Source organism: Larkinella rosea (genome assembly GCF_003858635.1).
Taxonomy (GTDB): Bacteria; Bacteroidota; Bacteroidia; order Cytophagales; family Spirosomataceae; genus Larkinella; species Larkinella rosea.
Genome location: NZ_RQJO01000008.1, coordinates 342,217 through 361,919, shown reverse-complemented (window position 1 = coordinate 361,919; position 19,703 = coordinate 342,217). Strand labels below are relative to the sequence as shown.

The window sequence follows — 19,703 nt, the reverse complement described above, 5'->3', positions numbered from 1 at the left end:
TTAGTTTAGCGTTTCTGGTATAAAGTTTATCATTTGTAGCGTTGACCTTAAACGATAAGCTCTAAATAAGAACCTAGTTTTGCTGACTCAACCGATCCGTGCGGATGTAAATGCGGTTTTTATCAGTTTCACCGGCAAAGCGATAATTCGTATCGATGAAGTTTCGTAACTCCGGAAAATTCTCGTAGCCCTGCGTGGCCCGATCGCTGAGCCAGAACGAATTCGGGCCAACTGCATCCAGAAACACCGGTGGGCGCGAAGCCGTAATATTTCGTATGTATCGGGCGCGGTGAATTTTCTGCGCTTCGGCTCCGCCAATGATGCACCGGATCGTGTGATTGTCGCAAACCCCCTGTGGCATCTGCATTTCGACATTGTAGCGCGGTGCCCAACCCCACACCACCAGATCCTCGCCCGATCGGGCGTATTTCTGAACCGCCTGCGAAGTGGGTGAAATGAATAGCTGCTGCAACTGAAACGGTTGCAGCCGGTACGCGTTCAAGGGTTCCAGCGCCAATTTACCGTGCTGCATCGCAGCGTTTACGCCAAAACAAAGGCCAATCAGCGCAACCCAGGCACCGGTAAAAACCGGAGACATAAGCCGGTCGATGAACCAGGCATTCAGCAGACAAACCGGGGTAACCAGATACAGCAGGTAGTGCATAAACTCGCTCCCCGGTTTGATGACCGCATACCCACTCGCCACCAGCGACGCCAGAATGAATACCAGCAGCCCGTTCTTTTTCTCGTCTTTTCGGCCCAACAGGACGCCGGCAATCAGCAGGCCAAAGGTTGGAATCAGAAAAACCAGAAAGTCGGTGGTACGAATCACAAAAGCCGGAAACCGGATCAGGTAATCCCAGAAGCTGGCTCCCGCACTGTAGCTCAGGTTGCCAAATAGATAAAACTGCTTGAAATCTTCGAAAACACCGAACTGCCACGTCAGGAAAACGACCAGCAGCGGAAATGCTACACCGCCTGCGACCAGCCCAACCAGCGCCGACCAAAACCGGGGAGCAGTCAATTTTTGGCGTTGACTCCACAAACCGAGGAGCCCAGCCGCGACAATCACCAGCGCCGTTGGGACGCCCTGCAATTTGGCAAACGGAATCAGACTACTGATGAAACTCAAAACCGCCATGCCGCCCACCGAATCGAACGTCTGTTTGCGCCAGAGTCGCGAATATTGCCAGAAAGTCAATCCGAGCAGGGCCAGCGAGAGTTGTTCGTTGGTCGCGTGCAGAAAGTCGTGGTTGTAGGTAAAGGCCAGAAACGCAAACCCGGGAAGCAACGCCAGCCGGGCGGTTCGTGGATTGAAGAGGTTCTCAATCGTGAAATAACCGCTGATCAACGTGACCAACAGACAGAAAAAAGCCGTTCGGCGCAGGGCGATGTAATCCAGCGGATGGCCCAGATAGGCCGGAAGCGAGGCAAAATAGGAACTCAGCGGCCCCATCGTTGCGCCATCGGTCGATTGCCAGTAAACCGGGTGGTGAAAAAGTGTAATTGCCTGTGACAGCAACTGGCTTTCGTCGGGATTCAGTTCGCGGTTGAAGAAGAGCAGCAGCAGGCGGTTAGTAACTAAAAAGCCGACCAGGGCCAGTAGCAATCCGATTTGCTGCCAGCGGGGCAGTTGCCGCCGGAAATCACTGAGGATGCATAAACCGCCAACGACCAGAAATGCGAGCCAACCTGCCAGTTCCCAGAAAATGGGCGTTTTTAACAAATTTACGGCAAGCATGGTCGGTTGATTAAGATCAAAAGCGGACGGCAGTCCGGCGCAATTTCGGGGTTTTATTCATAAAAAAGCAAGTGCATCAAAACTGACACACTTGCTTTTGGGTCATTCCATTTATTTTTGGAGCTGCAGCCGTTGCACCATACCGTCGTGGATTTGCACGAGCGTTTGTTTCAGGTCATACGTCCAGTTCCAGCCCGGATAATGCTCTTTGAATTTCGATAAGTCTGAGATGTACCAGATGTGGTCACCGATGCGGTTGGTTTCGGAATAGCTGTAGCTCATTTTGTTGCCCGAAATTTCTTCGCAAATGGCAATGCCTTCCAGCATCGAACAGTTGGCGTACCGGCCCCCCCCGGCGTTGTAGACTTCGCCCGCCCGTGGGTTTTGGTAATAATGCCAGAACATGTTCACCAGGTCGTAGCTGTGAATATTGTCGCGAACCTGTTTCCCTTTGTAACCGAAAATGGTGTAGTGATTACCGGTAATCGCACATTTCATCAGGTACGACAGAAAACCGTGCAACTGCGCGCCCGAGTGGTTGGGGCCCGTCAAACAGCCGCCCCGGAAAATACCGGTTTTCATGCCGAAATACCGACCATATTCCTGTACCAGAATATCGGCAGCCACTTTCGACGCACCGAACAGTGAGTGCTTGGTGTGGTCGATGGACATTTGCTCGTCGATACCGTTTTTGAAATACGGGTGATTTTCGTCGATTTCCCAGCGGGTTTCGGTTTCGATCAGCGGCAGGTAGTTTGGGTTATCGCCGTAAACTTTGTTGGTCGAGGTAAAGATAAAAACCGCTTCCGGGCAATTCTGACGCGTCATTTCGAGCATGTTCAGCGTGCCAGTGGCGTTGACGGAGAAATCCGTGAACGGTTCGCGGGCGGCCCAGTCGTGGCTGGGCTGAGCGGCTGTATGCACGATCAGGGTGATGTCGGTGCCGTATTTCTTGAAAATCGGCTCCAGTTCTTCCACCTTGCGAATGTCGGCCGTGTAGTGTTCGTAGTTCGGATAGGCCTCTGCCAGCCGATTCCGGTTCCATTCGGTCGAAGCGTCGGTTCCGAAGAAATACTGACGCAGGTTGTTATCAATTCCAATGACTAAATCAAACTTGTCGGCGAAGAACGCCACTGACTCACTGCCAATTAATCCGGCGGAACCCGTTACTAAGGCTATGTTCATAAAAGTCGGTGTTTACAGAAAAAGTACAATACGTGAGAATATGGTCTGGTGCTGAAAATCTTGGATTCTAGAAACAAGTAGCAGCCTTTGACCCTTGATTTACAACAAAATGGTTCGCAAAGTTAGAGCATTTTAGGTATGCACAATGCCCGTTCCCTAAAAACGGTCTTGTTATCACACAAAAATAATAACCGGATAAAAGTTCATCAGGCGGCTATTTCAGCACCTTCCAGTTCATCAGGCCCCACTTTGTCAGTCGGTAAAACAAGGATACTTTCAGCACGCCTAAACCGTAAATACTACTCCGCCGGAAATTGATGGAAGAGGCTTCTTCAAAGTATTTGGTGGGGCAGGTTACTTCGGCAATCTCGTGGCCCTTGTAAAAAATCTGGGCAATCATTTCGTTGTCGAAGATAAAGTCGTCGGAGTTGTGCGTAAAGTCGAGGCTGCGCAGTACTTCGCCCGAGAACGCCCGGTAACCGGTGTGGTATTCCGACAGTTTCTGGTTCATCAGCACGTTTTGGGTGAAGGTCAGAAACCGGTTGGCGACGTACTTATAAAGGGGCATACCGCCTTTCAGCGCTCCTTTTCCCAAAATCCGCGAACCGAAAACGACGGGATACAGCTCATTGCCAATGAGACTGACCATGGCCGTAATGAGTTTGGGTGTATACTGGTAATCAGGGTGCAACATCACCACGATGTCGGCATTTAACTCCAGGGCTTTGCCGTAGCAGGATTTCTGATTACCGCCGTATCCCCGGTTTTTTTCGTGCCGAATGATGTGCCGGATGCCCAGCCGACGGGCTTCTTCAACGGTATTGTCGGGACTGGCATCGTCCACCAGAATCACCTCGTCGATCAGGTCGAACGGAATTTCGCGGAAGGTTCGTTCAAGCGTCAGTGCAGCCCGGTAGGCCGGTAACACTACGACTGCTTTTTTGCCATTATACATAAGCCAAAACGCTGGTTTTGTTTTTGAACACGGTTAAAGGCTTATGAATGTAGGAAGAGCCGGTAGCGGCTGCTGGTCGGATAGAGAACACACGTGTGGATATTATAACTGGAAAGCGGCCTGCTTATTTGCCCGGGCTGAATAATTTCTGACGAATCTTGTTGGTCCGATCAGCCAGTTCAGGACGGGAAGCGTATTTATACGTCGTCTGAACGGCGGCTGAGTCAAGGCCGGGGCCGTAAACATACGAATCGCCCGCCCGGACATCTTTCTGGCGGATGGTGTTATATTTTTGGTAATCACAGGATGCCAGCGAACCAGCAACCAGCAAAAATACGCCTATGTTCAAAAGACCTTTCATACAATCGATTTACAAAATTTAGTACAAAACTATAGACAAGCGGTCAAATCGCCAATAATACTTCAAACTTTTATCATTCTGTGAATGATCGGCTTTTCCCGGTCTATCCCATTTTATAATCACAAAGGTACTTTTTTACCTCCGGCTTTAGCGCATCCCCGTTTCCTGTACTGGTTTTTGGGTAAAAAGCCCTAGTTTTTCAATCGTTCGATTTCGGCCCAGACAAACCGGATCAGGCGTCCGATGTGTTCCTCCGAAAAATCGAAGGGAACGTCGGCGGCCCGGTAGATTTCCCGAATGGGCGCTGTATACCCCAGTTTCAGCGCATTCAAATAGCCCTGAAGTCCTTTTTGTTTGTCCTGGCGAAAATTCATCCAGACGCCAATCGCACCCAGTTGAGCAATGCCGTATTCGATGTAATAAAACGGCACTTCGTATAGGTGCAGCTGTTTCTGCCAGCTACACGCTTCGTATTTTTCCAGCCCTTCCCAGTTGGTAACCGTATCCGAAAAGGCTTCAAAAATGCGCATCCAGGCCGTTTGGCGCTCTTCATCCGGTTGCGCGGCTGCGGGCCCGGCGGCTGTTTCATACACCCAGTGCTGGAATTTATCAATGGTGGCCACCCACGGCAGGGTTTCGATGATCGACTCCAGATGCTGGATTTTAGCCCGTTTCAATTCTTCGGGATCTTCAAAAAACACATCCCAGTAATCCATCGTCAGCAATTCCATCGACATCGACGCCAGTTCGGCCACTTCCATCGGCGGATTGCGGAACGGTTTCAGCGGCAGATCGCGGGTCAGAAACGAGTGGACCGCGTGGCCACCCTCGTGCACCATCGTCACCAGATCGCGCAGGCTCGAGGTTGCATTCATGAAAATGAACGGAACGCCAATTTCCTCCAGCGGATAATTGTAACCGCCCGGTGCTTTTCCTTTCCGCGATTCGAGATCCAGGTGGCCCATCGCCTTCATGATACGCAGGCAGTTACTCAGGTACGAATGGCCGACGGCAGCATCGAGCCGGCTGAAACAGGTGATGGTTTTGTTCAGCAGTTCAGTGCCGGTTTCAAACGGTTTCAGGGCCGGAAAACCGTCGGGATCCACTTTGGCATCCCAGGGGCGCAGCACATCGAAAGACGGATCGGTCTGCATCAGCTTCTGCTGACGCTCCAGCGCGAGTTGATCCAGCAGTGGCACGACGGCTTTTGAAACCGAGGTGTGAAAATCGAAACAGTCCTGCGGGGTGTAGTCAAACCGGCCCATCGCAGCAAACATGTAATCGCGGAAATTAGCGAAACCGGCATTGACGGCCACCTGATGCCGCAAATCCACCAGGCGGTCGTACAACTCATCCAGCGAGGCCTTGTCTTCATACCGCCGTTCCTGAACTTTCCGCCAGACTTTTTCGCGCAGAATCCGATCGGGCGACTGCAGCAGCGTACTGGCCTGCGGCAGCGTGATTTCTTCCGGCACCCCGTCCGCATTTTCCAGCTCAATGGTCATGGCGCCGACCAGCGCTCCGTACTTGCGTTGTTCGGACTGAATATCGGTTTGCAGCGGAATATTTTCGTCGCGAAAAATCTCGATCGCTTTTTTCATGCCGCGCAGGGCAATAGCAATCCCTTCGTCCTTCAATTCGGCCAGGTAAGGACTTTCGACGGTTCGCAGGTCGAGCGTATTCTCGTAGACCGACAACTGCGGCTGAATCTCGGTAATGAAAAAATTAAACCGGTCGATCAGGTCGGCATCGGACGTGTCGCAGGTCATCCGGATGTACCGCCAGGCAAAGTTTTCGGACAGATACGACTCCAGTTCACTCCGGTCGGCCAGCCACTGACGCAATTCGGCTGCGTTTTTGATCGGCCGGTCCACGAGGTTGTCATAGAGCGGTTTTACATCATTCCAGGTGTTCAGGACAAAATCTTCGCCAATAAATGGCCGGGCCGGGCGGGCCGGAATTGCTAAAACAGGTTCCATTATTCGATTTCAATTACGACGTCATTGGTGAGGGGATGCGCCACGCAGGTTAGAATATAACCGGCACTCAGTTCGGATTCGGCCAAACCGTCTTCTTCGTCCAGGTGCACTTTGCCCGATAAACACCGGCCCATGCAGGCCGTGCACATGCCCGCCTGGCAGGAATAAGGCAGGTCGATGTCCAATTCCAGGGCGGCTTCCAGAATCGTCTGGTGCGGTTCTACAGTAAACTTGTATTCACTGCCTTCGTATAAAATGGTAACTTCTGGACTCGACATAGGAGCGGTTTCTTCTTCGACAACGGAACCGTGCGGTTCGTGCGGAGACGTTGCAAAACTTTCTTTATGCACCTGATCGGTCGGTACATTCAGCAGTTTGAGCGCCCCGCGGGCTTCGTCCATCAAACCGTCGGGACCACAAATATAGAATTCTGTTTGGCGCGTATCATCAATTGGCAGTTCTTCCAGTAATTTTAGCATAGCCGACTGGTTCAAACGGCCTGCCAGCCCGGTCCAGTCCGCTTCCGGCTGGCTCAGCATATAGGTTACCCGAAACCGCCCGCCCGATTGCCGAACCAGTTCGTTCAGTTCTTTTTCAAAAATGATCGACGAGCGGTTTCGATTGCCGTAGATCAGCCAGAGCTGCGTTCGGGGTTCCACGTGCAAAATGGATTTGATCATCGAAATCAGGGGAGTGATTCCGCTTCCGGCCCCGATCAGAACGACCCGACGTTGGTTTTTAGGGTCCAGTTTCGGTACAAAAGTGCCCAGCGGCTCGAGGGTTTCGTAGGTTTCGCCTGGTTTTGCGGTATCGCACAGAAAATTGGAAACCGTTCCACCCGGAAGCCGCTTAACCGTCACAGCCAGCGACACATCCGTATGCGGAGAGCTAGACATCGAATACGACCGACGCACTTTTTGGCCATCAAAAGGCAGAATAAAAGTTAGGTACTGGCCGGGCTGATACCGGATGACTTCATTGAGTGGGTGCCAGAAATGAATGGTAATAGCGTCCGGGGTTTGCCGAACCACTTCTTTTACTTTCAGAAAATAACGATTTGCCATAATGCCATTATCGCCGGAGCGATTACTATTCTTGATTTATCGGCGGTACACATCAGTGCAGGAAACCAGTCAGAAAACCGGTGTAACAACGAAACCGCAATATACGATTGAATTGTCAATCGTTCGGGTAACAAATTGTTGACGGTTCCGGTTTGCCGTTCTTTGGGTCAAATTTCCGTTTGCATTGCCGGTTTCTGTTTTTTTAGGCGGATATTCGCATCCGAAGTACCTTTCGATACATGAAAAAAATACTATTCTTTACGCCCTACGGTTCGTTTACCGGTTCGGAAGTTGTGTTGTGGACGTACCTGAAAAATTTTGATCGACAACAAATCCAGGCAGCTCTGTTCAGCGAGGAACGGGGGCCGTTGACGGCCGAATTACCAGCTGATATTCCGCTGTTTATATCGCCTTTCAAGCGCGGATTTGCCCGGAAGGTTTACTCCAAAGTGACGCACGCAATGGGCGTAAAAGTATACGAAAACTACATCCGGAAAGTTCAGAACGAGTTTAAGGCCGATTATTGGTATCTGAATACCGTCCTCATGTTTCCCCTTTCGAAACTGGCCGAGCAACTGGGCGTGAAAGTGATTTCGCAGATTCACGAGTTGCATTCCTCTTTCGAGTCGATTTCGTACGATTCCATGGCGCATTCCATGACGTATTCGGATCTGGTGATCGGGGTAGCGCAGCAAATCTGTGATCTGGCAACGGTGATGGGAGCCAAAAAAACCGCTTTGCTGTACCCGATTGTCGACCTGAGCAAGAAGAATATTTCGGAACAGCGCGTTGCTGAACTCCGGCAAAAACTCAATATCGCACCGGGAGCCTTTGTCTGGACGATGGTGGGCACGCGAATTTACCGGAAAGGCGTCGATCTTTTTCCGTTTATCGCCCAGGCGCTGGCCGATGTTCCGTGTCACTTCATCTGGATGGGCAACTCAACCCCAACCGGTTTGAACTACCTCGTCGATTGCCAGACCAGAGCCCTGAACCTGCCCAACATGAGCTTCGTCGATGTGCAGACCGACGACTATTACAATTACCTGCAACTCTCCGATGGCCTGGTGATGACTTCCCGCGAAGAACCGTTCGGTAAGATTATGACCGAAGCGGCCTCGCTCGGAAAACCGCTGGTGGCGCCCAACGCGGGCGGAGCCCGGGAGTTTATTGTGCCGGGAATGGGCGAACTGGTCGATTATCCAACCCCCGAGCTGTTCCGCAAGGCCATGCTGTATATAATGAACAATCCGGATTCCTACAAAACTGAGCTGCTGATCGAGCGAAGTCACCAGTTCGATGCGGCTATTCAGGTCAAAAAATGGCAAAAAACCATTCTGACGCTCTAATTATGTTACCACTTACTAACATTATGCAAACTTAAAGTTTACGATTTTGCTACCGTATAATAAATTCGAGCGCCGGATGCACAATTTTTGGAAACATTCTTCGCTCACCAAATAGCGGATGTATGCCATATAATGGCAGTGTTTTTATTGGTATCTATTTTATACCAATAACAGATCCCTCATTTGTCCATTCGTTAGCTTTCAACTTTCGCAACGGACAGGGTCCATTCGGGTTTCATTCCATAGTGCCAACTACATTGGAATGATTTTTGTCTTTCATACTTATCAAAGTCGAATTACGGCAGATTAATCGATAATCTGACTGCTAATCAATTCTTTCATTCGGTTTATCAGACAGAGATTCTTTCTCTTTTTAAGATTGATCCACCGAAGCAAGCCTGAGATGAATACCCGAGTGGATGGTACGGAAACGATGGATTTCCGTATTAAGATTTCGTGTAGTCTCATCAGGCTGGAAACCCATGTAAAATATACCCCATCGCACTGATGATCAGGACATTAACCGTAACATTTAGTAGGTTTTTATTGCTTTTCAGCCTGGTTTATACGAACGCAATAGCATTCGGTGGCTCCGAACCGTCGACAGGCCCTGCTTTTGCCCCCAAGCTTCCCGAACGTCAACGTTATCTCGCCATTGTAGTTTTCAATTACGAAGATGATCCGCAGGTAGACGACGAACGGATCGAGAATGCGGGTCGAATGGGGTGTAATGCGGCTGAAATTTCCGTGCACTGGGACAAGGTGTATCCGACCCGGAACAGTGCTCCCAACTGGCGGGTGGTCGATTCTCACGTCAATACGGCTTTGCGAATGGGAATGAAGGTTGCCATCCGGATTCAGGTGGCCCGGGAACCAAACCGGGTCAATGGGTTCTGGAATCCCGAACAAACCATGCAGGGCGGTGATGATAGCAAAATGAGCTTTGGTGGAGCGGTTCAGTTCAGTTTTGCTCACCAACCTACGCTTGAGTTGGCCAAAGATTTTGTACGGCAGGTTTCCCAACATTTCCAATACCTGCAGCAGCAGGACCAATTGCTGTTTATGTCCGTCACGGCATCTCCCATTCAGGAAGCCGAATATTCCCCCCGCAACGAACGGAACGGATTCGGGCCGTCCTATCCCATCCCGTTCGATTACAGCGACCCCATGAAACAGGGTTTTCGGCAATGGTTACAGGGGCGGTTTTCGCTGGAGGCTCTCAACCGGCGCTGGGGCAGTGATTTCAGCCGCTGGGAATCCGTAGTTCCTCCTCCCTACAATCAGCAGGATCCGTACATTTCCTTTAACCGCGGACGTTGGGGTGAAGACTGGTACGTTTTCCGTCACCTGATGCTGAAGCGGTTTATCGACGAAACCACCCGGACCGTTAAAGAAGTGAACGGTTCCATACCGGTTGTCAACCAGCACGGTTGCGTTTGGGATCGTCAGAGCGGTTTGCGGGGGACATTCGGCCTGAAAAGTCTCGCCCAAAACGCCGATGGCCTGAAAATCAACGACGGGCCCGACTACAATCACCGCTATTCGATGGACGTTGTCCGGAGTAATATTCGGGCAGGAGGCTGGGTTTGTAATGAGGTAGACGGTTTGTTCAGTAATAGTGTGTCTGTAGGCCGCTTTTATGATCAGGTTGCCGAAAGTTTCGAACACGGTGCCCGATTAGTGACCCTCGCCAACTTCGGAGGTTGGGATGCCCGTCCATCGCTGAATCAACTCATTCAACAAGTGGTGAGCCGGGGGTTATTGTCTCAGCCGGTTACACAGGTACAAACCGGTAGTAGCACCAGTTATAAATTGTCGTCGATGGTGCGGGACGACGTCACCGATCCGGATCGCGCCAGTGATCAGTGGTCGAGACAATACGCCCAGAATGGACGGAGACCGGTCAATATTGTCATCAACGAAGACTGGCTGGAAGACAATGCCAATCAGGACCCCCGGGTGGTGAAGACGATTCCGAATCAGACAGCCTACGTCGAAAAAGCATTTGAGTTCAACATTCCAACCGCTACATTTGAAGACCCGGACGGTTCCATTACCAAAGTAGAAATTACATCCGGTTTGCCGGCAATGGGACTTTCGGCCAATGGCGTAACGATTTCCGGGACACCCAACGCAACCGGTACGTTCACGGTCACGGTTCGCGCCTTTGACAACAAGAACTCGTCGGTATCGACGCAGTTTCAAATAACGGTACAGGGGCCCAATTCGAATCAGGCACCCGTTGTCAATCAACCGATTGCGGACCGTTCGGCCGTACTCGGCCAGAATTACTCCTACCGGATTCCGGACGAAACCTTCAAAGACCCGGATGGACGCATTGTGAGTATCAACGTTTCCGACTTGCCCGTGGGGCTTGCCTATGATACTCAGACACTGACGATCAGCGGCAAACCGACCAATGAAGGCGTTTCGACCATCAACCTGAAAGCCACTGACGACAAAGGAACCAGTGTTTCGACCAGCTTTAAGCTAACGGTTACGAAGCAGGATGACGTAAACAAACCGCCGGTTGTCAGCAAACCCATTCCCGCCCAAACCGCTACGGTTGGCCAGAATTTTAGCTATGTCATTTCCAACGAGACGTTTTCTGACCCCGATGGGCAAATTACGAGCCTGGAAGTTACGGGACTCAGCAACGGGCTAACGTACGACGCCGACAGTCGCACGATCAGAGGAACCCCCGTTACGGCCGGAACAATCACCGTGAAGGTGAAAGCCAACGACAACAAGGGAGCCAGCGTCACCACCGAATTCCGGTTTACCATTAATCCTGCAACATCGCCGGAACAACTGGCGATTCTGGAGCCAACGGTCGATTGTAATACCGGTGAAAGTAAATTCCGGACCAGCGGAGGAGATGGCACGAAGATCGAATTCAAGGTGGTTGGTATTACGAACGACTGGACCGCCAATACCAGCTTTACCATTGCCCCCTGGCTCCGCAACGGCTCGACCTTCGATATTCAGGCTCGGCAAAGCGGCAAAGAAATCAAATTCACGTATACGACCCCTTGTAAAGGATACGAGCCACCGACGCTTGCCAAACCGATGGCCGATCAGTCTTACCCGGTAGGTCAGTTCTTTATCCTTAAAATTCCGCCGGAAACGTTTCTGGGTTCAACACCGCTGAACGTACTCGTGAGCGCCTTACCCGAAGGTCTTGCGTACGATGTCGGTACCGATGCCATTTCGGGTACGCCTACCAAAGCGGGTGTGACAACCATCACCGTGACCGCAACCGATGATCGGGGGGCTAAAGTAGAAGATGTGTTTGTGCTGACCATTCGCGACAATGGCACCGCTCCCCTGGCGATCACCGCACCAACGCTCAATTGCCAAACCGGCCGGTTGACGATCAACACCACCGGCGGCAACGGCAGCGCCATCACGTATTCGATTCCGGGAATAGCCGACTGGAACAGCAACCCGGCCTTTACCATTGGGGCGGATAAATTGAGCGGAACCGAGCTCCGATTACTGGCGCGTCAGGGCGACCGCGAAGTAAGTTACACGTATACGACCACTTGCTCGCCCCCCGGTTCGTCGACGCTGGCCGACCAGACGATCTACATTGGCGAATCATACTCGTATACATTACCAGACCCTGGCGCCGGGATTACCTACAAAGTTGACGGTCTGCCCAATGGGTTAGCGTATGCTTCCGCGAATCGTACCATCTCGGGGTCACCAACGCAAACCGGTACAACCACCGTGAGCATCCGGGCAACCGACGACAAGGGAAATACGGTTGGGTCGCTTACTTTTAAATTAATCGTCGTTTCCAAATCGACAACCCCCGTTACCGGTAATTTCGAAGGCTTTCTGGATCTGGTGAGTTGCATCAGTATTTCGGGCTGGGTCTGGGATGCCAACCTACCCAATACCCCCCTGACCGTTGAGTTTCTGGTAGGACCCACCCTGGCGTCGGCTCGCTTGCTGGGTTCGGTGGTCGCCAACATTTCCCGGCAGGATCTACGCGACAATGGCAAAGGAAACGGAAACCACGGCTACAGCTGGGATACCCCGAACGAACTGAAGGATAACCAGACATACTCGATCTGGGCACGGGTGCAGGGCTCGACCTACTTACTCAAAGGCGCACCCAAAACCCTGACCTGCGCGGGTTCTACCACCACCCCGCCAACCAACCAGCCACCGGTAGCCCCGACCGTGGCGGGCCTGACCGCCACTGCGACGGTAGCCTACCAAACAACGCTGCCGGTTTTCACCGATCCCGAGAACGGCGCCTTAACGTATGCCATGACCGGTTTGCCCGCCGGATTGAATTTCGATGCGATCAGCCGGGGCTTGGCCGGTACGGTTGCTACGGCAGGGACCTATAAACTGACCTACAGCGCCACGGATAATCAGGGAGCCAAAACCAGTATTGATATTACCTTAACGGTCAATGCCGCTCCGGGTGGCTCAAATCCGACGACGAATCAGCCGCCGGTGGCTCCGAACCTGACCAGCTTAACGGCGACGGTCAATGTGGCTTACCTGACCATGATCCCAGCTTTCACCGATCCGGAGGGAGGAGCGTTGACGTATACCATGACCGGTCTACCCGCCGGATTGAATTTCGATGCGATCAGCCGGGGCTTGGCCGGAACGGTTGCCACGGCCGGAACCTATAAATTAACTTACAGCGCAACGGATAATCAAGGCGCGAAAACCAGTATCGATATTACCTTTACGGTGAATACGACTTCGGGCGGAACTACCCCGACGACGCCCACAACCGTAGTTACCGGTAATTTCGAAGGATTCCTGGATTTGGTAAGCTGCGTCAGTATTTCGGGCTGGGTCTGGGACGCCAACCTGCCCAATACACCCCTGACCGTTGAGTTTCTGGTAGGTCCCACCCTGGCGTCGGCCCGTTTAGTTGGCTCAACAGTTTCCAATATTTTCCGTCAGGATTTGCGCGACAATGGCAAAGGCAATGGCAACCACGGTTATCGCTGGGAAACGCCGGATGAATTGAAGAACAACCAGACGTACTCAATTTGGGGCCGGGTGTTAGGGTCGACGTATTTGCTGAAAGGCTCACCCAAGACCCTGACCTGTACCGGTTCGACCACCACGCCAACGAATCCGACGACAAATCAGCCACCGGTAGCCCCAAATCTGTCCAGTTTAACGGCAACGGCCAATGTGGCTTACCTCACCATGATCCCGGCTTTCACCGATCCGGAAGGAGGAGCGTTGACTTATACCATGGCCGGTTTACCCGCCGGATTGAATTTCGATGCGATCAGCCGCGGCTTGGCCGGGACAGTTACCACGGCCGGAACCTATAAATTGACCTATTCGGCCACGGACAATCAGGGAGCTAAAACCAGCATCGATATTACTTTTACGGTGAATGCTTCAGGTGGGTCAAATCCGACAACGAATCAGCCGCCAGTCGCACCGACTGCACCAAGCTTAACCGCCACGGCGACGGTAGCCTACCAAACAACGTTGCCGGTTTTCACCGACCCTGAGAACGGCCCCTTGACGTATGCAATTTCCGGTTTGCCCGCCGGATTGAATTTCGATCCGGTAAGCCGGGGATTGGCCGGAACGGTTGCCACGGCAGGAACGTATAAACTGACTTACAGCGCCACGGATAATCAGGGAGCGAAGACCAGCGTTGATATTACCTTAACGGTCAATGCCGCTCCGGGTGGAACCACCCCGACGACGCCCACGACCGTAGTTACCGGTAATTTCGAAGGATATCTCGATCAGTTAAGCTGCGTGAATATTTCGGGCTGGGTCTGGGATGCCAACCTGCCCAATACCCCCCTGACCGTTGAGTTTCTGGTAGGACCCACCCTGGCGTCGGCTCGCTTGCTGGGTTCGGTGGTCGCCAACATTTCCCGGCAGGATCTACGCGACAATGGCAAAGGAAACGGAAACCACGGCTACAGCTGGGATACCCCGAACGAACTGAAGGATAACCAGACATACTCGATCTGGGCACGGGTGCAGGGTTCGACCTACTTACTCAAAGGCGCACCCAAAACCCTGACCTGCGCGGGTTCTACCACCACCCCGCCAACCAACCAGCCACCGGTAGCCCCGACCGTTGCGGGCCTGACCGCCACGGCGACGGTGGCCTACCAAACAACGCTGCCGGTTTTCACCGATCCCGAGAACGGTGCCTTGACGTATGCCATGACCGGTTTGCCCGCGGGCCTAAACTTCGACGCGATCAGCCGGGGCTTGGCCGGTACGGTAGCTACGGCAGGAACCTATAAGCTGACCTACAGCGCCACGGATAATCAGGGTGCCAAAACCAGTATTGATATTACCTTAACGGTCAATGCCGCTCCGGGTGGCTCAAATCCGACGACGAATCAGCCGCCGGTGGCTCCGAACCTGACCAGCTTAACGGCGACGGTCAATGTGGCTTACCTGACCATGATCCCGGCTTTCACCGATCCGGAGGGAGGAGCGTTGACGTATACCATGACCGGTTTACCCGCCGGATTGAATTTCGATGCGATCAGCCGGGGCTTGGCCGGAACGGTTGCCACGGCCGGAACCTATAAATTAACTTACAGCGCAACGGACAATCAGGGCGCCAAGACCAGCGTTGACATAACGCTAACGGTGAATGCCGCACCGGGTGGCTCTACGCCGACCAATCAGCCGCCGGTGGCCCCGACTGTTGCGGGCTTGACCGCGACCGCGACGGTAGCTTATCAAACGGTTTTACCGGTTTTCACCGATCCCGAGAATGGAGCGTTAACGTATACCATTAGCGGTTTGCCCGCTGGTCTAAATTTTGATCCGGTAAGCCGGGGATTGGCGGGAACGGTTGCCACGTCGGGAACGTACAAACTGACCTATTCAGCCACGGATAATCAGGGAGCCAAAACCAGCGTCGAAATCACCCTGACGGTCAATCCGGCATCAACGACGCCCACCACACCGGATCTGGTTGTGCTGGCGCCTGATTACGATTGTCAGACGGGCCGCATCACGTTCCGGACGAGCGGAGGAGATAATACGCCGATTGAATACCGGGCCGCAGGTGTAACCGACTGGACGACGAATGCAACCCAGACCCTTTACCTGACGATGCGGAAGGGAAGCACGTTCGACATTGAAGCCCGGCAGGGCCAGAAGGTTGCCAAATACACGTATACCACGGCTTGTAGTGATGGCAAAAGCCCCATCAGCGATCAGGTCATTACCAAAGGCTTGTTCTATACGTTTACCTTGCCCGAACCGGGTGCCGGCAATCAGCTGGAGGTAAGCGGATTGCCGGACGGAATCAATTTCAATGCTTCGAACCGGACCGCGAGTGGAAAACCGCAAATTGCCGGGGATTATACGGTGACGGTAAAAAGCACGGGCTCTGATCAGAAAAGCAGCAGCATTACGTTCAGACTGACCGTGCGGGAGCCGCAATTGACCGTTCAGATGATGAAAGCGGGCAATGCCGCATCCCGCCAGATTATTCAGGAACTGACCGACAACAGCTCGATTGGTATTACTAATTTGCCCGAGAGAATCAATTTTTTCTGTACGTCCAATGTGCCGGTAGGCAGTATCTCGTTTGAATTGACGGGCAGCACGCCGAATAATTACGTCGATAATCAGGCACCGTTTGGATTGTTTGGTGACGACGATGGTTTCAAGCCCCAGACCGGCGCGTATGTGCTTCGGCTTTCGGCTTTCACGGGGGCCAACGGTAGCGGAGAGCTGATCATTACCCGGAACATCGCCTTCTCGTTTGTGCCGGGTGGTGGCCGGATTGGCGTTCAGAGCGATTTGACCAGTGCCGAAAAACCGGGTGATGTCTGGAACGTTTATCCGAATCCGGTTCGGGATGTCATCAACCTGACGCTCCCCGATCGGTCGGGTTCGGCAACGCCCTACCGGTATTCCTTGTCGTCCGCAACGGGAAATCAGTGGGAATTACAGGGAAATCACGTCGATTCCAGCCAGCTTAAAACCGTACTTGATGTCAAAAACCTCCATCTGCCCTCCGGTTTATATTTCCTCCAGGTTCTGGGCGAAGGGGGCGTTTTGAAAGTGATTAAAGTGCTGAAACAGTAATTTCTTAGGATATTATAGATACGAGAAGTTAGAAAAAAGACTTTATCCAGTTTCGGGTAAAGTCTTTTTTTGTGGGATGAAAAGCAGTTTTTGAGAAATTATGTTTCCTGGCAACAACTAGGCATCCTGATGATAGAGCGTCAATCCGGCGATGGGCGTTTCCAGAATTCGACGCACCGTCAATCCTTTGTCGTTGGCAATTTGCCGCAAGATATCGCTGTAATAAAACGCCACCGAACCGACAAAGTGAATCGGAAGTTGGGCCGCATCCGGAAACTTGCGAATATACGTGTCGAAAAACAGCGAGAAAGCGTCGTGAACCAGCTGGTAAGCCACCGGATGGCTGCGGTTATCGAACAGAAATTTTGAAAAGGAAGCAAAATACCGGTTCGGAAAGGGCTGTTTATAAGCCTGCTCCATCACCGTGATCCGATCAACTTTGGGGAACCGTTTCCGGAATTTCTCCGCCAGTTCAACGGGCAACTGGTCGTGTAAAAACCGCACCACCAGCGTCTTGCCCAGATACCCGCCACTGCCTTCGTCGCCCAGCCAGAAACCCAGCGAACCGCTCAGTTGGGCAATATCGCGTCCGTCGTACAGGCACGCATTGGAACCGGTTCCCAGAATACAGGCAATCCCGGCTTCGTGGTGGCACAAGGCCCGGGCCGCGCCCAGCAAATCGCTGTTGACCTGCACATTCTGCGCATCCGGAAAAACCGTCCGAATCGCCTGCTCGACCACCCCGCACGAATCGACACTGTTGCAACCGGTGCCGTAATAAAAAACCTCTGCTACCGTTTCTTTAACGGTTGGCAGCAGAGCGGTTTGCAATTCGGCAGCAATCGCGGCACTATCCTGGTAATACGGGTTGAAACCAATGGTTCGGGCCTGATTGACCTGGCCCTGGGTGTCGATGGTTCGCCAATCGGTTTTGGTGGAGCCGCTATCTGCAATGAGTATCATTTTTCGGACTGGAATTTGCGGGTTAACTGATTAATTTTCCGACGGCCTGGAAACGCCCGAAAACCCATTCTCCGTGGGGCGCATCGGGCAGTTCGTCGGTGAGATCCTGACCGGCCCAGTGTTCGTAATGTTTGCCATTGCGCCAGAGCCGACTCGGAGAAACATCGTAAATAATACCCTGGTAAGCACACCAGATTTCGTCGCGGTCGGAACCGTTGCGAAGCGCCAGTTGCGAGCGGGTGTATTCTTTTAACCGATCGTTATTACCGATATACATGGGCATTTAAACAGTTCAGTCAGCAAAAATGCAACTTTACGGATAAGTTTGAATAGGGTTTTCGTAAAAACGCTTAACTTTATCCGCTTACTAATGAACAGGAATCGAGTCTATAAATTTTATTTTTTATGAAAAGAACTACTCTTATCGCCTTTTTTGCCGTGCTGGGACTCTTCACGGTTTTGACCGGCTGTAGCAAGAAAAAGACGGCACCGCTTTCGGACCGGATTAAAAAGGCCTGGACGGCGCAGAAAGTGGAGGAAAACAATGTGACGGTTTATACCAAAGGAGGAGCCAATAACGTAAAACCGGGTTATTCGCAATATTCGCTGGATCTGAGCAACCCGCCCACGGTCGTTATCAAACAGGTCGATGGGTTTACCTCGACCGGCCAATATGAATTACAGGGTGATACGAAGCTCATTCTGAAAAGCCTGAGCCCGGCCCCCACCGATGGCCCAACGATTGAGTTTACGATTGGCACCGTTACGGATAATTCGCTGGAAATCACCCGGACAACGGCGGATCGTAAAACCGGTGGCACCACCAATAAATACACGTTGGCCAATCCGTAAGGAAACCGCCGAACGGTTTTTGCCGTATAAATTTCGCCGTTTTCGAACCGAAGGCGGCTTTTTTGCTTTTATATCGCTATGAATACACGTACTGAACTGGATTCGTTGGGTGAAATTGCCCTGATCGAACGCATTAACCAGACTTTTGGCTCCCCGTCGCTCCCCGAAACCGTGCGCGGCATTGGCGACGATGCCGCCGTAATCGATACCGGCGGCCCCGACTACTGGCTCATTTCGACCGATATGTTGCTGGAAGGCGTTCACTTTGACCTGGCCTATTCACCGCTGAAACACCTCGGTTTCAAGGCCGTTGCGGTCAACGTCTCGGATATTGCCGCCATGAACGGAACGCCCCTGCACATTACGGTCAGTGTCGCCCTCAGCAACCGGTTTTCGGTCGAAGCCGTGGAAGAGTTATACGACGGAATCAAAGCCGCCTGCGAAGCCTATCAGGTTGATTTGATTGGCGGAGACACGACGTCTTCCCGCTCTGGTTTGGTTATTTCCGTAACGGCCACGGGGCGCGTAGCCAAAGATAAGATCACCTACCGGAGTACCGCCCAGCCCAACGACGTCCTTTGCGTAACGGGTGATTTAGGTGCGGCTTTCTGCGGATTGCAGGTACTCGAACGCGAGAAACAGGTTTTTTTGGCCGACCCAAGCATGCAACCGGAAATCAACGAAGAAAAGGCTTATTTGCTGGAACGTCAGCTTCGGCCTTCGGCCCGCACCGACATTGTTTACGAACTTCAGGACCTCGGCGTGGTGCCGACGGCCATGATCGATATCTCGGACGGACTGGCCTCCGAACTGATTCACATCTGCAAGCAATCCAAAACCGGAGCGGTTATTTTCGATGAAAACCTGCCCATCGACGACGCCACCTATCTGGCGGCTACCGAATTGAATATCAGTCCCATAACGGCGGCTCTGAACGGTGGAGAAGATTATGAACTGTTGTTTACCGTTCGGCCGCAGGAGTTTGAGAAACTAAAAAACCACGCCCGCATCACGCCCATCGGCTACCTCACCGACAAACCGGAATCGATTTTGCTGGCCACCAAAGCCGGGCAATATACCGATATTAAAGCCCAGGGGTGGAAACACTTTTAAGGGAATAAACAATTAACAATGGATGATTGAGCGCGCCTGCGGTTCATTATTCATTGTTAATTGTT

At 52.3% G+C, this 19,703-nt stretch carries 12 protein-coding genes; 4 read left to right on the top strand and 8 right to left on the bottom strand.

Features of this window, described 5'->3' with window-relative positions; translation table 11 throughout:
* Window positions 1-73: 73 nt before the first annotated feature.
* From EHT25_RS10320 to EHT25_RS10295, 6 genes are all read right to left on the bottom strand, one after another.
* The gene (locus tag EHT25_RS10320; protein WP_124874123.1) at window positions 74-1,741 is read right to left on the bottom strand and encodes a hypothetical protein; all 1,668 of its coding nucleotides are present in this window, start codon (window positions 1,739-1,741) and stop codon (window positions 74-76) included.
* A gap of 111 nt (window positions 1,742-1,852) precedes the next feature.
* Window positions 1,853-2,926, bottom strand: a complete 1,074-nt coding sequence (locus EHT25_RS10315) for an NAD-dependent epimerase/dehydratase family protein (RefSeq protein ID WP_124874121.1) — start codon at window positions 2,924-2,926, stop codon at window positions 1,853-1,855.
* A 214-nt stretch (window positions 2,927-3,140) separates the two neighbouring features.
* Window positions 3,141-3,881, bottom strand: coding sequence for a glycosyltransferase family 2 protein (locus tag EHT25_RS10310; RefSeq protein ID WP_124874119.1), 741 nt, complete (start codon window positions 3,879-3,881; stop codon window positions 3,141-3,143).
* 124 nt (window positions 3,882-4,005) lie between these two features.
* A complete protein-coding gene (locus EHT25_RS10305; RefSeq protein ID WP_124874117.1) occupies window positions 4,006-4,242 on the bottom strand; it encodes a hypothetical protein in 237 nt (78 codons plus the stop codon).
* A gap of 191 nt (window positions 4,243-4,433) precedes the next feature.
* Window positions 4,434-6,221 (bottom strand): M3 family oligoendopeptidase, encoded by a 1,788-nt coding sequence (locus EHT25_RS10300; RefSeq protein ID WP_124874115.1) that lies wholly within the window; start codon window positions 6,219-6,221, stop codon window positions 4,434-4,436.
* Window positions 6,221-7,285, bottom strand: a complete 1,065-nt coding sequence (locus EHT25_RS10295) for a ferredoxin--NADP reductase (protein WP_124874113.1) — start codon at window positions 7,283-7,285, stop codon at window positions 6,221-6,223. The genes EHT25_RS10300 and EHT25_RS10295 overlap by 1 nt, the downstream gene beginning before the upstream one ends.
* Before the next feature lie 239 nt (window positions 7,286-7,524).
* Between EHT25_RS10295 and EHT25_RS10290 the strand changes: the two genes are divergently transcribed.
* Entirely contained in the window at window positions 7,525-8,634 is a 1,110-nt protein-coding gene (locus EHT25_RS10290) for a glycosyltransferase family 4 protein (RefSeq protein ID WP_124874111.1), read from the top strand.
* 507 nt (window positions 8,635-9,141) lie between these two features.
* Window positions 9,142-16,710, top strand: a complete 7,569-nt coding sequence (locus tag EHT25_RS10285) for a putative Ig domain-containing protein (RefSeq protein ID WP_124874109.1) — start codon at window positions 9,142-9,144, stop codon at window positions 16,708-16,710.
* Window positions 16,711-16,827: 117 nt separating this feature from the next.
* Here the strand turns inward: EHT25_RS10285 and EHT25_RS10280 are convergent, their stop codons facing one another.
* Window positions 16,828-17,673 carry an N-acetylglucosamine kinase gene (locus EHT25_RS10280; protein WP_124874108.1) on the bottom strand — a complete coding sequence of 282 codons (846 nt, stop codon included), beginning with the start codon at window positions 17,671-17,673 and terminating at the stop codon, window positions 16,828-16,830.
* Between the two features lie 22 nt (window positions 17,674-17,695).
* Window positions 17,696-17,950 carry a cytochrome b5 domain-containing protein gene (locus EHT25_RS10275; RefSeq protein ID WP_374756157.1) on the bottom strand — a complete coding sequence of 85 codons (255 nt, stop codon included), beginning with the start codon at window positions 17,948-17,950 and terminating at the stop codon, window positions 17,696-17,698.
* 128 nt (window positions 17,951-18,078) lie between these two features.
* On the opposite strand from EHT25_RS10275, the gene EHT25_RS10270 reads away from it, so the two are divergent.
* Window positions 18,079-18,525 (top strand): hypothetical protein, encoded by a 447-nt coding sequence (locus EHT25_RS10270; protein WP_124874105.1) that lies wholly within the window; start codon window positions 18,079-18,081, stop codon window positions 18,523-18,525.
* A 78-nt stretch (window positions 18,526-18,603) separates the two neighbouring features.
* On the top strand, window positions 18,604-19,638 hold the full coding sequence (thiL, locus tag EHT25_RS10265; RefSeq protein ID WP_124874103.1) for a thiamine-phosphate kinase: 1,035 nt from the start codon (window positions 18,604-18,606) through the stop codon (window positions 19,636-19,638).
* Window positions 19,639-19,703: the final 65 nt, after the last annotated feature.

Bases quoted from the DNA above. Each gene is read 5' to 3' on its own strand.
- EHT25_RS10300 (WP_124874115.1), bottom strand. From the start codon at position 6,221: ATGGAACCTGTTTTAGCAATTCCGGCCCGCCCGGCCCGGCCATTTATT.
- EHT25_RS10295 (WP_124874113.1), bottom strand. From the start codon at position 7,285: ATGGCAAATCGTTATTTTCTGAAAGTAAAAGAAGTGGTTCGGCAAACC.
- EHT25_RS10320 (WP_124874123.1), bottom strand. From the start codon at position 1,741: ATGCTTGCCGTAAATTTGTTAAAAACGCCCATTTTCTGGGAACTGGCA.
- EHT25_RS10285 (WP_124874109.1), top strand. From the start codon at position 9,142: ATGATCAGGACATTAACCGTAACATTTAGTAGGTTTTTATTGCTTTTC.
- EHT25_RS10290 (WP_124874111.1), top strand. From the start codon at position 7,525: ATGAAAAAAATACTATTCTTTACGCCCTACGGTTCGTTTACCGGTTCG.
- EHT25_RS10275 (WP_374756157.1), bottom strand. From the start codon at position 17,950: ATGTATATCGGTAATAACGATCGGTTAAAAGAATACACCCGCTCGCAA.
- EHT25_RS10270 (WP_124874105.1), top strand. From the start codon at position 18,079: ATGAAAAGAACTACTCTTATCGCCTTTTTTGCCGTGCTGGGACTCTTC.
- EHT25_RS10305 (WP_124874117.1), bottom strand. From the start codon at position 4,242: ATGAAAGGTCTTTTGAACATAGGCGTATTTTTGCTGGTTGCTGGTTCG.
- thiL (WP_124874103.1), top strand. From the start codon at position 18,604: ATGAATACACGTACTGAACTGGATTCGTTGGGTGAAATTGCCCTGATC.
- EHT25_RS10280 (WP_124874108.1), bottom strand. From the start codon at position 17,673: ATGATACTCATTGCAGATAGCGGCTCCACCAAAACCGATTGGCGAACC.
- EHT25_RS10310 (WP_124874119.1), bottom strand. From the start codon at position 3,881: ATGTATAATGGCAAAAAAGCAGTCGTAGTGTTACCGGCCTACCGGGCT.
- EHT25_RS10315 (WP_124874121.1), bottom strand. From the start codon at position 2,926: ATGAACATAGCCTTAGTAACGGGTTCCGCCGGATTAATTGGCAGTGAG.